Origin of the sequence: Methylobacterium sp. J-092, assembly GCF_022829325.1 — a bacterium.
Classification (GTDB): Bacteria; Pseudomonadota; Alphaproteobacteria; order Rhizobiales; family Beijerinckiaceae; genus Methylobacterium.
In genome coordinates, this window is sequence record NZ_JAKSXU010000070.1 from 32,513 (window position 1) to 46,931 (window position 14,419).

The 14,419-nt window shown below is 72.4% G+C and carries 9 protein-coding genes; 8 read left to right on the forward strand and 1 reads right to left on the reverse strand.

Annotated elements, in window-relative coordinates; genetic code table 11:
- Nucleotides 1–9 precede the first annotated feature (9 nt).
- Entirely contained in the window at nt 10–2,706 is a 2,697-nt protein-coding gene (locus tag MKK60_RS07510; protein ID WP_243984792.1) for an ABC transporter ATP-binding protein, read from the reverse strand.
- A 177-nt stretch (nt 2,707–2,883) separates the two neighbouring features.
- On the opposite strand from MKK60_RS07510, the gene MKK60_RS07515 reads away from it, so the two are divergent.
- The 8 genes from MKK60_RS07515 (at nt 2,884) to MKK60_RS07550 (ending at nt 14,345) form a co-directional block, all read left to right on the forward strand.
- Nucleotides 2,884–4,188, forward strand: a complete 1,305-nt coding sequence (locus MKK60_RS07515; protein ID WP_313901116.1) for a glycosyltransferase — start codon at nt 2,884–2,886, stop codon at nt 4,186–4,188.
- Nucleotides 4,185–5,495, forward strand: a complete 1,311-nt coding sequence (locus tag MKK60_RS07520) for a glycosyltransferase family 4 protein (protein WP_243984794.1) — start codon at nt 4,185–4,187, stop codon at nt 5,493–5,495. The genes MKK60_RS07515 and MKK60_RS07520 overlap by 4 nt, the downstream gene beginning before the upstream one ends.
- Nucleotides 5,483–7,432: a glycosyltransferase gene (locus MKK60_RS07525; protein ID WP_243984796.1), complete on the forward strand. Its 1,950-nt coding sequence runs from the start codon at nt 5,483–5,485 to the stop codon at nt 7,430–7,432. The genes MKK60_RS07520 and MKK60_RS07525 overlap by 13 nt, the downstream gene beginning before the upstream one ends.
- Nucleotides 7,429–9,270 (forward strand): ABC transporter ATP-binding protein, encoded by a 1,842-nt coding sequence (locus MKK60_RS07530; protein ID WP_243984799.1) that lies wholly within the window; start codon nt 7,429–7,431, stop codon nt 9,268–9,270. Before MKK60_RS07525 ends, MKK60_RS07530 begins: the two co-directional genes overlap by 4 nt.
- Nucleotides 9,267–10,181 (forward strand): hypothetical protein, encoded by a 915-nt coding sequence (locus tag MKK60_RS07535; RefSeq protein WP_243984800.1) that lies wholly within the window; start codon nt 9,267–9,269, stop codon nt 10,179–10,181. Before MKK60_RS07530 ends, MKK60_RS07535 begins: the two co-directional genes overlap by 4 nt.
- 137 nt (nt 10,182–10,318) lie before the next feature.
- Nucleotides 10,319–12,175, forward strand: coding sequence for an ABC transporter substrate-binding protein (locus MKK60_RS07540; protein ID WP_243984802.1), 1,857 nt, complete (start codon nt 10,319–10,321; stop codon nt 12,173–12,175).
- The gene (locus MKK60_RS07545; protein ID WP_147724992.1) at nt 12,172–13,188 is read left to right on the forward strand and encodes an ABC transporter permease; all 1,017 of its coding nucleotides are present in this window, start codon (nt 12,172–12,174) and stop codon (nt 13,186–13,188) included. The genes MKK60_RS07540 and MKK60_RS07545 overlap by 4 nt, the downstream gene beginning before the upstream one ends.
- The gene (locus tag MKK60_RS07550) at nt 13,188–14,345 is read left to right on the forward strand and encodes an ABC transporter permease (RefSeq protein WP_279604017.1); all 1,158 of its coding nucleotides are present in this window, start codon (nt 13,188–13,190) and stop codon (nt 14,343–14,345) included. Before MKK60_RS07545 ends, MKK60_RS07550 begins: the two co-directional genes overlap by 1 nt.
- The last annotated feature ends 74 nt before the right edge of the window (nt 14,346–14,419 follow it).

Genomic DNA, 14,419 nt, shown 5'->3' on the forward strand with positions numbered 1-14,419 from the left:
CGCGCCGCCTCAGGCCGAACGCGCGGTCGGCACCGAGACCTCCGGCTCCGGCGCGGTCTCGACGCGGACCGCACCGGTCGTGTCGAAGCGCAGACGAACCGGGAACGGCGCCGCCTCGGCTTCCGTCGCCGCGACCGCGACGAGGCTGATCTGCGGCCCGCCGCTGGTGACGGCCGCGATCAGGGCCGATGCGCCGCCGTCGAGATGCGGGATCGTTCCGTCGACCACCAGGATCTCCGGCCGCCGCAGGATCGCGCGGGCGAGGTCGACGAGCGCCTGCTGACGCGGGGTGAGCAGGCGGCCGCGGTTGCCGACGGGGAAATCCAGCCCGCGCAGGCGGATGCGGCGTTCCAGGTCGAACTCCTGCACGACGAGGCGGACCTGGCGTTGGATCTCGGCTTCGCCGTGCATCCGCGCGGTGTTGATCCGGCCGAAGAGCAGCGCATCGAGGATCGAGCTGTGCCGGTTGATCCGCTCGGGATCGTAGGGCTCGACGTCCTCGGTGCCGTCCTCCCGTCGAAGCGCCTCGCGGACCGTGTAGCGCGCCGCCACCAGCCGCGCCCGATAAGGCGCATCGAGGAGGCCGAGCCGCTGGCGCGGCTCGACGTAGGCCAGGGCGAGGGCGAGGAACGCCTCGTTGTCGGCCGCCGGCGGCGCCTCGTCGGCACCGAGGGCCGAGAGCCGCTGCTCGAAGACCGGCAGCTCGTCCGGCGCGATCAGCGAAAACCTGCGGAACAGCGGATGGCCCGGTGGCACGTCGCGGAAGATGTCGACCAGGTTCCGGGCGATCGCCACGCCCATCCGGGCGAGGTCGTCGAGCAGGAACAGCTTGTCGAGGGCAGCGCGGAAGCGCGGTTCGGACGCGAGGTTGCGCCCGGTCAGTTCCGGAACGATCGGCACGCCGAACAGGAGGTTCTCCGCGATCGTCGCCTGCTCGTTGTAGCGGCGCGGATCGAACGGGATCACGAGGTCGGCCATGCCCGCGGCCGCGAAGTGCTGCTGCAGGTGCCGGCGCGCGGCGACGACCCGACGCCCGGGCTCGGACTCGTGGTGCACCAAGCTGTAGGCGCTGAGGCCGAAGCGGTAGAGGTCGTCGCCCATCCCGAGGCGCTGCAGCAGGTCGAGCATTCGCGCGTCGAGGGCGGCGGCGTCCGCCAGGCCCAGGGCGGCGTAGTCGATCCAGGGATCGCTCGCATCCTCGACCGGGTTTCCGGTCCGCCGCGCTTCCGCGCGCCGGCGCCGCGCACGCTCCGGGCTGCCGGCGTCGTCGCGGATCACCGGGCGCCGGCGCAGGCCGTAGGCGAGATTGTCGCGGATCGTGCCGGGAAACAGAACCGGCTCCGGGCCGGCATAAGCGAGCGCGCGGGCCCGGCGGGCCTGCGGCAGCGTGGCGACGTCCGCGCCGCCGATCCGCACCGTTCCGCCCTGCGGCGCCTGCAGCCCGGCGACGAGCCGCGCGACCACGTGGCCGAGGCCGCCCGCGGGGGCGAGGATCGCGGCCTGCACCGGCATCGGCAGGCTGACGGCCCCGAGCTCGAGCGCCGGGCCGCCGAGGGGATCCTTGAGGCTGACGCCGTCCAGCTCGAGCGGGCCGCCGAGGGGCCGGACCAGGCCCTGGCCCTCCGGCTCGGACGGCCGCAGCCGGTGCGGCGCGAAGTGGGCGGCGACGGTCTCGTACTTCACCTCGACGTCGAGGCGCTGCTGGTCCCAGTCGATCAGCTCCTTGAGCGGCGGCGGCAGGTCGCGATAGGCGGCCAGCACGGCCACGAGCTGGCCGATGTCGAGCTCGCCGCGCAGCGCGAACAGGCCGCCGATCGCGTAGAAGAGGAAGGGCGTCACCTGCGCGAGCAGGTTGTTCAGGTACTTCACCAGGAACTTGCGCCGGTAGATCCGCAGGCGCAGGTCGTAGAGGCTGAACAGCCGGCCGCCGATCTCGGCACGCTCCCAACGCCCGGTGTCGTTGACGGTGACCGCCTCGAGCCCGTCCAGCACCTCGCCGACCCGGCCGGCGAAGCTCCGCGACGCGATCTGGCGCTTCCGGCTCAAGCGGATGATCTCGCGGCGCAGGCGCGGGATCACAACGATTTGCACGAGGACGATCGAGCCGGCGACGAGCCCGAGCCACAGGTTCTGCATCAGGATGAAGATCAGCGCGGTCGCCGCCTGCGTGCCGAGGAAGCACGGCACCACGATCGCGTCGCCGATGAAGGCGCCGATCGGCTCGACCTCGTCGCGGATGATGGTCGCCGTCTCCGACGACTTCACCTCGCGCGTCGTGTCCGGGGTGAAGCGGAGCATCAGCGAGAACAGCTCGAAGCGCAGGCGCCGCAGCATGCGCTCGCCGAGCACGCCCTTGCTGAGGTTGATCCAGAACTTGAACGCGCCGTTGATCAGCACGAGGGTCAGGAACAGCCCGGAGAGCCCGAACAGCAGCCCGGTGCGGTCGACCTCGAAGCCGGAGAACAGCACCTCCTGCTCGCCGCCGAGCCAGCCGGGCCAGTGGATGATGAGGTCGAGGAAGTCGACGGTCTCGCGCCCGCCCTTGAACGCCTTGCCGGAGATGGCGTCGTTGACGATGCGCTTCGGCAGGTCGAGCGAGGCGAAGTAGAACGGCAGCGATGCGAGCACGACGGCGCAGATCGCGAACTGGTCGCGCTTCGAATGTCGCCAGATATAGCCGAACAGCGTCGGCTCCAGATCCCGCATCGCCCGTCCCCGGCCCCCGTTCCGGCTCCCATACCCTCTCGCGAGCCCGCGCGTCACACGCATGTCATCGTGCAACGAAAAGGCGAAGCCCGAGCGTGCGCGGACTCACAGCCTCGGGCCTCCGTCACTCCGGAATGCGGTGTCGCCCCACGCGAGGCATTGTCACGGCGGCCCGGCTTGTGCGACCGCAGACCGGCTGCGACGCTGCACCTGCATGCGCTGCGCGTGCCGGGGCGCGGATGGCGGCGGCGCGAGGGGGCGTTCGAGGATGAGACCGTGATGCGCCCGAGCCGCGTCCTGATCTACAGCCACGACACGTTCGGGCTCGGGCACCTGCGCCGCTCGCGCACCATCGCGAACGCGCTGGCCGGCACCGGCGAGGTCGAGGCGATGATCGTCTCCGGCTCGACGGTGGTCGCGCGCTTCGCCTTCGCCCGCGGCGTCTCCTCCGTGCGCGTGCCCGGCGTCACCAAGCGCGCCGACGGCAGCTATGCCGGGCTCGACCCGCAGGCGTCGCTGCAGGAGACGGTCGCCCGGCGCGCCGACATCGTCCTGCGCACCGCCCGCGACTTCCGGCCGAACCTGGTGATCGTCGATAAGGAGCCGACGGGCTTCCACGGCGAGATGCTTCCGACCCTGGAGCACCTGCGCGCCCGCGGCTGCCGTGTGGTGCTGGGCCTGCGCGACGTCCTCGACGACCCCGACCGCCTCGTGCCGGAATGGGAGCGAAAGGGCGCTTCGGAGGCGGTCCGCCGGTTCTACGACGAGATCTGGATCTACGGCCTCGCGCGCATCCACCGGCCGCTGGACGCGCTTCCCGTGGGTGCGGAATTCTCGGACCGGACGACCTACACCGGCTATCTCCACCGCGCCGCGCCGCGCCCCCGACCGGACCGGGCCGAGCCCGGCGTCGCGGCCGAGCCGTTCATCCTGGTCACCCCCGGCGGCGGCGGCGACGGCGACGGGCTGATCGACTGGGTGATCTCGGCCTACGAGGCCGATCCCGCGATCCCGCTTCCCGCGCTGATCGCCTTCGGACCCTTCCTCGCCTCGAAGAGCCGGGCGGCATTCCTGGGCCGGATCGCGCGGCTGCCGGGCCGGCTCTCCGCGATCACCTTCGACAGCGAGATCGAGCTCCTGATGGAGAAGGCGTCGGGCGTCGTGGCGATGGGCGGCTACAACACGTTCTGCGAGATCCTGTCCTTCGACAAGCGAGCGGTTCTGGTGCCGCGCACCACGCCGCGGCGTGAGCAGGAGATCCGCGCGGTGGCCGCCGAAGGCCTCGGACTCGCCCGCACCGTGCTGGAGGCGGACGGGCGCGACCCCATGCGCATGGCGGCGGCGCTCCGGGCCCTGCCGGACCAGGCGCCTCCGTCGCGCGCGCGGATCCCCGACCTGCTCGGCGGCCTCGACCGGATCGCCGAGCGCGTCCGCGTGCTGAACGCTGGCGGACCCGTCCTCGCCCTCGGTGACAGGCCGTGAGCGAGGCGCGCATCGCGATCGTGCTGAAGGGCTATCCGCGATTGTCGGAGACCTTCATCGCGCAGGAGATCCTGGCGCTCGAGGGCCGCGGCCTCGCGCTGGCGATCTGGTCGCTGCGCCGCCCGACCGACGCGAGCCGCCATCCGATGCACGACGCGATCGCGGCGCCGGTGGCTTACCTCCCCGAATACCTGCACGAGGCGCCCCTGCGGGTGCTGCGCGGGCTGGCCTGGGGCCTCCGCCGCCGGCGCTTCGTCGCGCTGGCGCTCCAATTCGCCACAGATTTCCTGCACGACCCGACGGCCTCGCGCATCCGCCGCCTCGGGCAGGCTCTGGTGCTGGCGCGGGAGCTGCCCGAGGCGGTCCGGCACCTGCACGCGCATTTCCTCCACACGCCGGCCAGCGTCGCGCGCTACGCCGCGCTCCTGACGGAGCGAAGCTGGAGCTTTTCCGCGCACGCCAAGGACATCTGGACGACGCCGGACCGCGAGCTGTCCGACAAGCTCTCCGACGCGGCCTGGGGGGTGACCTGCACCCGAGACGGCCTCGGCCGCCTGCGGGCGGTGTCGGCGGGTCGGGCGGCAGCGGAAGCCGGCTCCGTCGCGCTGGCCTATCACGGCCTCGATCTCGCCCGCTTTCCGGCGCCGCCCCTCCGGCCGCCGCGCGACGGCACGGATTCGCAGGATCCGATTCGGATCCTCAGCGTCGGCCGGCTCGTCGCCAAGAAGGGGCACGACGACCTGATCGACGCGCTCGCGGCCCTTCCGCCGGACCTGCATTGGCGCCTCGACCTGATCGGCGGCGGCGAGCTTCGGGAGGACCTGAAAGACCGCGTCGCGGAGCGCGGGCTCGGCGGCCGCGTCGCCTTCCGGGGCGCCCTGGCCCAACCGGCGGTGATCGCGGCGATGCGGGCGGCCGACCTTTTCGTGCTGCCGACCAAGCCTGCGCCGTCCGGCGACCGCGACGGCCTGCCCAACGTGCTGATGGAGGCCGCCTCGCAGGGGCTGCCGATCCTCGCGACCGCCTTCGCGGGCACGCCGGAATTCGTCACCGACGGCGTCGAGGGATGCCTGGTCGCGCCGAGCGATCCCGCGGCGTTGTCCGCGGCGATCCTGCGGCTCGCCGGCGATCCGGTGCGGCGCCGGAGCTTCGCGGACGCCGGCCGCGCGCGCCTGCTGCGGGATTTCTCGCTCGATGCCGGCATCGACCTGATCGGCGGGCGGCTCGCCGCCTCGGCGGGAATCGCGCCGCTGCGTCCCGCATCGGCGCCCGAGCGAGCGGCGGAGGCCTGCGCATGCGGGTGCTGATCGCCGTCACGCATCTTCTCGGCGCCGGTCACTTGACCCGCGCCGCCGCGATCGGCCGCGCCTTCGCCGCCTCGGGCCATGCGGTGACCCTGGTCTCGGGCGGCGGCCCCGCGCCGATGGTGCGGCTCGACGGCCTCCGCCTCGTGCAACTGCCGCCGCTGCACATCGTCGGCACCGCCTTCGCGCGGCTTCTCGGCGCGGACGGGCACGCGGCCGGCGCCGACCTGCTCGCGGCACGCCGGGCACTGCTTCGGCGGGTGCTGGCCGAGACGGCTCCGGACGTGGTGATCACCGAGCTGTTCCCGTTCGGCCGCCGCGCGCTCGAAGCCGAATTCCTCGACCTCGTCGAGGCGGCATCCGTGCGGCGCCCGCGACCGCTGATCCTCGCCTCGATCCGCGACGTGCTCGTCGCGCCGGAGAAGCCGCGGAAGATCCGTATCGCGCATGCGCGCGTGGCCGAGATCTACGACGCGGTGCTGGTGCACGGCGACCCCGATCTCGTCGCCCTCGACGCCTCCTGGCCGGTGGACGAGGATCTGCGCGCCAAGCTGCGATACACCGGCTACGTCGACGAGGACGCGGCGCCGATCGAGGATGCGGATGCCCGCGCGGGCGTCCTGGTCTCGGCCGGGTCGAGCGCGGCCGGGCTCGGCCTCTGCCGCGCCGCCGCGGACGCGGCGCGGCGGAGGCCGGACCTCGGCTGGCGCATCCTTGCCGGCCACGGCATCGCGCAGGCCGAGATCGATGCCATGCGCGCGAGGCTGGCCGACGGCGTCCTGACGCGGGCGCAGCCGAATTATCGCGCGCTTCTGGCGCGGGCCGCGGTGTCGGTGAGCGCCTGCGGCTACAACACCGCGGTGGATCTCCTCGCCACCCGGACGCCCGCCGTGCTGGTGCCGTTCGCGGCAGGCGCCGAGACCGAGCAGAGCCTGCGTGCCCAGCACCTCGCCGCCCGCGGCCTGGCCCGGATCGTGCCCGAGGACGCACTTTCCGCGGCGACGCTGCTCGACGCCATCGCGTCTGCAGCCGGAGCGCCGATCCCGGCAGATCACGGCATCGCGCTCGACGGCGCACGGCGCACGGTCGCCATCGTCGAAACGCTCCTCGCCGCGAAGAAACGGAGCGCCCGTGCGGAGAAGACCCCGCTCGACCGCCTGCGCGCCGTCCTCGACGAGTCCGGCGCGCACGGCCGCCGCGTGCCGATCTGGTGGCGGGACGACGATGCCGTCGCCGCGACGCCCGCCCTGGACCGCCTGCTCGACCTCTCGGACACCTTCGCGTCCCCGCTGCTCGTCGCGGCGATCCCGGCAGGCATCGAGCCGTCCCTCAGCGAGCGTCTCGCCGACGCGCCACGCGTCAGCCTCGCCGTGCACGGACTGGCCCACACCGATCACGCCGCACCCGGCAGCAAACCATCGGAGTTCGGCGCCGACCGGCCCCTGCCGCTCGCGATCGCGGACGCCGCGGAAGGCCTGCGCCTCGCCCGCGCGCGGCTTCCGGCGGACCGGCTCCTGCCGGTGTTCGTGCCGCCGTGGAACCGCCTCGCCCCCGAAATCGCCGCCGCCCTTCCGGCGCTGGGCTATCGCGGGCTGTCGTCGGTGCCCGGAGCGGCGGTGCCCGGCCTGATGCGGGCCGACGTCGCGATCGACCCGATCGACTGGCGCGGCACGCGCTCGCTCGTCGATCCCGCACGGCTGATCGACACCCTGTGCCGGACCATCGCGGAGAGAAACGATCGGCCGGTCGGGCTGCTTACCCACCACCTCGCCCACGACGAAGCGATCTGGGACTTCCTCGGCGCCCTGTTCGCGATCCTGTTCCGGCATCCGGCGGTGACGCTCTGCGACCCGCGGCATCTGTTCCGGCCGCCGGCGGTGGACGGGGCGGTTCCGGCGTGGTGGACTTGCCCGGCCGACGCGCCTGCGAGGATCGCTTGAGCCCGCTCCTGTCCATCCAGAACCTGCAGGTCGATTTCGGCGGCCACGGTGCGCCGTTCCGCGCCCTGCACGGCCTGTCGCTCGACGTGATGCGCGGGCGGACCCTGGCGCTCGTCGGCGAATCCGGCTCGGGCAAGTCGGTGACCGCACAGGCGATCCTGCGCATCCTGCCCCGGGTGGCCACGATCAGCGCCGGCCGCATCCTGTTCGACACCGGCCGCGGGGCGACCGACATCGCGGCGCTGCCCCCCGACGGCCCGGCGATGCGCGCGATCCGCGGCGCCGGCATCGCGATGATCTTCCAGGAGCCGATGACCTGCCTGTCGCCGCTGCACACCATCGGCGACCAGGTCGGCGAGGCGCTGCGCATCCACGGCAACGCCACCCGGGCCGAGGCCGACGCGCAGGCCAGGGACGCCTTCGCCCGCGTCGGCTTCCCCGATCCGGCGCGGGCGCTGCACACCTATCCGTTCGAGCTCTCCGGCGGCCTGCGCCAGCGGGCGATGATCGCGATGGCGCTGATCCTCAAGCCCGCCCTGCTCGTCGCCGACGAGCCGACGACGGCCCTCGACGTGACGACCCAGGCCCAGATCCTCGCGCTGCTGACCCGGCTGCAGGACGAGACCGGCATGGCGATCCTGCTGATCACCCACGACCTCGGCGTCGTCGCCAACGTCGCCCACGACGTGGCGGTGCTCTATCGCGGCCGCCTCGTCGAGTCCGGCCCGCGCGGCGCGGTCATGCGCGACCCCGGCCACCCCTACCTCAAGGCGCTGCTCCACGCCGTGCCGCGCTTCGACATGGCGCCGGGCGAGCGCTTGACGCCGATCCGCCCGGCCAGGGCGGTGATCCCGCCGGCACGCAGGCCGGCGGCGATCGACGGGCCGATCCTGCGCATCGAAGGGGTCTCGAAGGTCTTCACCCTGCGCTCGGGGCGGTTCGGCGGGCCGCTGCGGGTCGTGCGGGCGGTCTCCGACGTGTCGCTCGACCTCGTGCCCGGCAGGACGCTCGGCCTCGTCGGCGAATCCGGATCGGGCAAGACCACCGTGTCGAAGATGGTGATGCGCGCGCTCGCGCCCGATGCCGGCCGCATCCTGTTCGACGACGGCACCGGCCCGCGCGACGTCCACGCCCTCGCCGGCGCCGACCTGTTCGCCTACCGCCGCGCCGTGCAGTTCGTGTTCCAGGACCCCTACGCCTCGCTCGATCCGCGGATGACCGTGCGCCAGATCCTCACCGAGCCGATGGAGATCCACGGGATCGGCGGGCGCGAGCGCCGGGCGCGGGCCGAGGCGCTGATGGCGATGGTCGGCCTCGAAGCCGGCGCGCTCGGGCGCTATCCGCACGCCTTCTCCGGCGGCCAGCGCCAGCGCATCGGCATCGCCCGGGCGCTCGCCCTCGATCCGAAGGTGCTGGTGCTCGACGAGCCCGTCTCGGCGCTCGACGTCTCGGTGCAGGCCCAGATCCTGAACCTGCTGAAGGACTTGCAGGCCGCGCTCGGCCTGACCTACCTCATCGTCTCCCACAACCTCGCGGTGATCGACTACATGGCGGATACCATCGCGGTGATGTGCCGGGGGCGGATCGTGGGGCAGGCTCCGAAGGCCGCCCTGTTCCGCAACCCGGTCCATCCCTATACCCGCGCGCTGCTCGCCGCGGTGCCCGACCCGAGCCTCGACCACCCGCTCGATTTCTCGGCGGTCACCGGCGACCATTCCGACCCGGGCCGCTGGCCGGAGCCCTACCGGCTGGCGCCCGACGAGGCCGGCCATATGGTCGAGATCGAGCCGGGCTACCACGTCCGCCACGGCGCAGCCGATGCGCGGCGGGCCGCATGAGCACGCCCCGCCCGTCCCGCACGCTGGAACGGCTCCGCCGCCGCGTGCTGGCGCCGTTCTTCGACCGGCTCGGCTACGACCTCGTGCCCGCCGCCCCCGACTGGTCGCACCGCCCGACCTCGCCGCGCGAGGTCGACCAGTTGCTCGGCTCCGCGGCCGACAGCCTGCAGCGCGACCTTGCCGCGTCGGGCATCGCGACCGGCCTCGACGTGCCCGCGGCGGTGCGGCGGTTCTGGACGCTGATCCCGACGGCGCCGGTGCGCCAGCGCCGCGGCGGCAGCGGATTCAACGGCGCGCTCCAGCTCTACGTGGCGATGCGCGCGCTGGCGCCGGCCACGGTCATCGAGTCCGGGGTCTTCCGCGGGCTCACCACCTGGGTGATCCGGCAGGCCTGCCCGGACGCGACGATCCATTGCCACGATCCGGACCTGTCGAACCTGCATTATCGCGACCCGAGAGCGCATTACAGCACCGCCGACTGGTCGACGGCCGACTGGTCGCAGCTCGATGCGGCGACGACGGTCGCGTTCTTCGACGACCACGTCTCGCAGGGGCGGCGGGTGATCGAGGCGAGGCGCCTGGGCCTCACCCGCCTTCTGTTCGACGACGACGCCGCCGGCCATCGCATCCATGCCCATGGCGGCCCGGCGCATCCCACCATCGCGATGATCGAGACCTTGCGTGACGAGGCTGGGCGCGACGAGGCTCGGCGCGTCAGGGCCGAGCCGATCCGCTGGCAGCGCAACGGCCGCAGCTTCGAGCAGCCGGCCGACGACCCGCTCGCCCGCGAGGCCGCAGCCGGCATCGCCCGCGCGCACGCCTTCGACGACCTGCACCGCGCCACCGGCTACTCGCCGGCCCGGCTGACCTACGTGGCGCTGCATTCGCCGAAGCGAGGAATAGCCGCTTGATCGGGCTTCGGAACGACGAAAGCGCGGGCTCCCCCTCCCCCCCTGCTGCGCAAGGTACCCTTTCCCGCAAGGGGGGGAGGGAGACGCGCGCCGAGGCGGCGCGCACATCGGATGCCGGGATTTCGCGCCGTGCATTGTTGATCGGCGTCGCGACTGCCTCGACGGTTTTCGCCGCTCCTCGTTTCGCCCGCGCGGATACCCCTCGGACAGGGCCGCCCGAAACCCCGCTCGTCGTCGATCCCGCCGCCGCCGCGCGCAAGCTCGGCACCAGCGGCGGGACGATCCGCACCCTGATCGCCAAGGCGCGGGACGTGCGCTACCTCTCGGTCTACGGCTACACCCGCCTCGTCGGCTACGATGCGGACCTCGTGTTGAAGCCCGACGTGCTGGCGGCCGTCGCGGTCGAGGGCGGGCGCTTCACCTTCACCCTGCGCAAGGGCCATCGCTGGTCCGACGGCGAGCCCTTCACCACGGAGGATTTCCGCTACTACTGGGAAGACGTCGCCAACGACAGGGATCTGAGCCCCGGCGGCCCGCCCGATTTCCTGCTGGTCGACGGCAAGCCGCCGACCGTCGAGATCGTCGATCCGGTCACCGTGCGCTTCACCTGGGATCGGCCGAACCCGCGCTTCCTGCCGGCCCTCGCCGCGCCGCGCGACCCGCTGATCTACCGCCCGTCGCATTACCTGAAGCCGGTCCATCCGCGATACGTCGGGCGCGAGAAGGCCGAGGCCGCGGCCAAGGCGCAGAAGCTCCGCGGCTGGGCGGCGCTGCACAACCGGATGGACGACAACTACGAGCTGAACAATCCCGACGCCCCGACCCTGCAGGGGTGGCGGCCCCGCACCCGCGCGCCGGCGACGCGCTTCGTGTTCGAGCGCAACCCCTACTACCACCGCGTCGACACGGCCGGCACGCAGCTCCCCTATCTCGACCGCATCGTCATGGACGTCGCCTCGAGCGGGCTGCTCGTCGCCAAGACCAATGCCGGCGAGGCCGACCTGATGTTCCGCGGCCTGACGATGGCCGACATCCCGAGCCTCAAGGAGGGCGAGCGCGCGCACGGCTACCGCACCAACCTGTGGCCGCTCGCGCGCGGCTCCGAGATCGCGCTCTACCCGAACCTGACGACCCTCGATCCCGGCTGGCGCGCCCTCAACCGCGACGTGCGCTGGCGCCACGCGCTGTCGCTCGCCATCGATCGCCGCACCCTCAACAACACCCTGCTGTTCGGCCTCGGCACCGAGGGCAACGACACGCTGATCCCCGAGAGCCCGCTCTACGCGCCCGAGATGCGCACGCTGCATGCGGGCTACGATCCGGCGGCGGCCGAAAGACTGCTCGACGCCGCCGGCCTCGACCAGCGCGACCCCTCCGGCATCCGCCTGATGCCGGACGGCCGGCTGCTCGAGCTCGTCGTCGAGAGCGACGGCGAGGTCTCCATGGTCCTCGACGGGCTGCTGCTGATCGGCGAGTTCTGGCGCGAGGTCGGGATCAAGCTCGTGGTCAAGCCGCAGGAGCGCACGAACCTGCGCCGTCGCTCGGTGGCCGGGATGACGGTGATGGTGGCGGCGCAGGGGCTCGACCTCGCGGTGCCGACGGCGATCATGCCGCCGACCGAGCTGAGCCCGGCGCAGAGCGACCATTATTCCTGGCCGCGCTGGAGCCTTCACGTCGAGACGCACGGGGCGAGCGGCGAGGCGTGCGACGTCGAGGCCGTCCGCCGCCTGATCGACCTCGACCGCCAGTGGCGCGACACCGACGACGCGGGCAGGCAGGCGGCGATCTGGCGCGAGATGCTGATGAACCACGCCGAGAACACCTGGGTCATCGGCACGGTCGGGGGCGCGCTGCAGCCGGTGGTCGCATCGAGCCATCTCGCCAACCTGCCGGCCAAGGCGCTGTACGCCTTCGAGCCGACCGCGATGATCGGCGTCCAGCGCCTCGACGAGATGTTCTGGGACCGCCCGGCCGAACGCCAGGCCCAGCTATGACGATCGCCGTGCTGCGCCGCGTCCTCACCATGGCGGTGACGCTGCTGGTGATCTCCGCCCTCGTCTTCGCAATCATCAAGCTGCCGCCGGGCGACTTCCTGACGAACCGGATCATGGAGCTGCGCTCCATGGGCGAGGCGGCCTCGGTCGCCAAGGCCGAGCTGCTGATCCGGCAATACGGCCTCGACCGGCCGGTCTACGAGCAGTACCTGATCTGGATCGGGCTGATGCCCGGCCCGGCGGGCTTCTCCGGGCTGCTGCAGGGCGATTGGGGCTGGTCGTTCGAGTACGATCGCCCCGTTTCCGAGGTGGTGGGCGATGCGCTCTGGCTGACGCTGGTGGTCAACCTCGCGGCCCTGGTCTTCGTCCATTTGGTCGCGATCCCGATCGCGATCTACTCGGCGACGCATCGCCATACCGCGGGCGATGCGGTCGTCACCGTGCTCGGCTATGTCGGCCTCGCCGTGCCCGGGTTCCTGCTGGCGCTGATCCTACTGTTCTACGCCAACATCTGGTTCGGCCTGTCGATCGGCGGCCTCTACGACGCATCCTTCACCGGCAAGCCCTGGGACTGGCCGAAGGTCCAGTCGCTGCTGGCCCACCTCGCCGTGCCGACGCTCGTGATCGGGCTCGGCGGCACGGCGGCGATGATCCGGCGGATGCGGGCGAACCTGCTCGACGAGCTCGCGAAGCCCTACACCGTGACCGCGCGGGCCAAGGGCCTGCCGCCGCTGCGGGCGCTGCTCAAGTATCCGTTCCGGATGTCGCTGAACCCGTTCGTCGCCGACATCGGCAACCTGCTGCCGCACCTCGTCTCCGGATCGGTGCTCGTCTCGCTGGTGCTGAGCCTGCCGACCGTCGGCCCGCTGCTGCTCGACGCGCTGAAGAGCCAGGACCAGTTCATGGCCGGCTTCATCCTGATGTTCGTCGCGCTGCTGACGCTCGTCGGCATGCTGATCTCGGACCTCGTCCTGGTCTGGCTCGATCCGCGCATCCGCATGGGGGCACGCTGATGGTGCCCGAGACGGCACCCGTGGCACCTCACTTCGTCGACCCGGCGCCGTTCGATCCGGAGGCCGGCGGCGGACGTGATTCCGGCACGGCCTACGCCTCGGCTTGGCGGCTGATCTTCCGGAAGTTCCTCGGCCACCGCATCGCCGTCGCCTCGGCGCTCGTGCTCCTGGCACTCTACGCCGCCGTGCCCTTCGTCGAGTTCCTGGCCCCCTACGAGCAGGCGAGGCGCAACGGCGACTACCTGTTCGCGCCGCCGCAAGCGGTGCACCTGTTCCACGAGGGGCGGTTCGTCGGGCCGTTCGTCTATCCGTACCGGGCCGAGCTCGACATGGAGACCTTCCGCCGCGGCTACGTCACCGACACCGCCACGCCGCAGCCGCTGCGCTTCTTCTGCCGCGGCGACGCCTACACCCATCTCGGGCTCGGCCGGGGCGACCGGCACCTCGTCTGCCCGTCCGAGGGCGGGACGCTCTATCTGCTGGGCACCGACCGGCTCGGCCGCGACCTGCTCTCGCGCATGATCTACGGCGCGCGGGTCTCGCTGGTGATCGGCCTCGTCGGCGTCGCGATCTCGTTCGCGCTCGGACTCCTGCTCGGCGGCATCGCCGGCTACTTCGGCGGCTTCGTCGACGCGGCGGTGCAGCGGCTGATCGAGGTGGTGCGCTCGCTGCCCGAGCTCCCGCTCTGGCTCGCCCTGTCTGCGGCGCTGCCGCCGAGCTGGAGCCCGCTCTGGGTGTTCTTCGGCATCACCATCATCCTCGGGCTGCTCGATTGGCCGGGCCTCGCGCGCGCCGTGCGCGGCAAGCTGCTGGCGCTGCGCGAGGAGGATTTCGTGCAGGCGGCGGAGCTGATGGGCGCCTCGCCCGCCCGCGTCATCGGCCGGCACCTGATCCCGAACTTCATGAGCCACCTGATCGCCTCGGCGACGCTCTCGATCCCGACGATGATCCTGGGCGAGACCGCCTTGTCGTTCCTCGGCCTCGGCCTTCGGCCGCCGGTGACGAGCTGGGGCGTGCTGCTCAACGACGCCCAGAACCTCTCGGCGGTGCAGCTCTACCCCTGGCTGCTGCTGCCGGTGGTGCCCGTGCTGGTGACGGTGCTGGCGTTCAACTTCCTGGGCGACGGGCTTCGGGACGCCGCCGACCCGTATCATTGAGGCACGCCTCGGCAGGGCTCGCCCCGGGCCGCGCCGTGCCGCATAAGGCGGCGAGATCGCTCCCGAGGACCGCC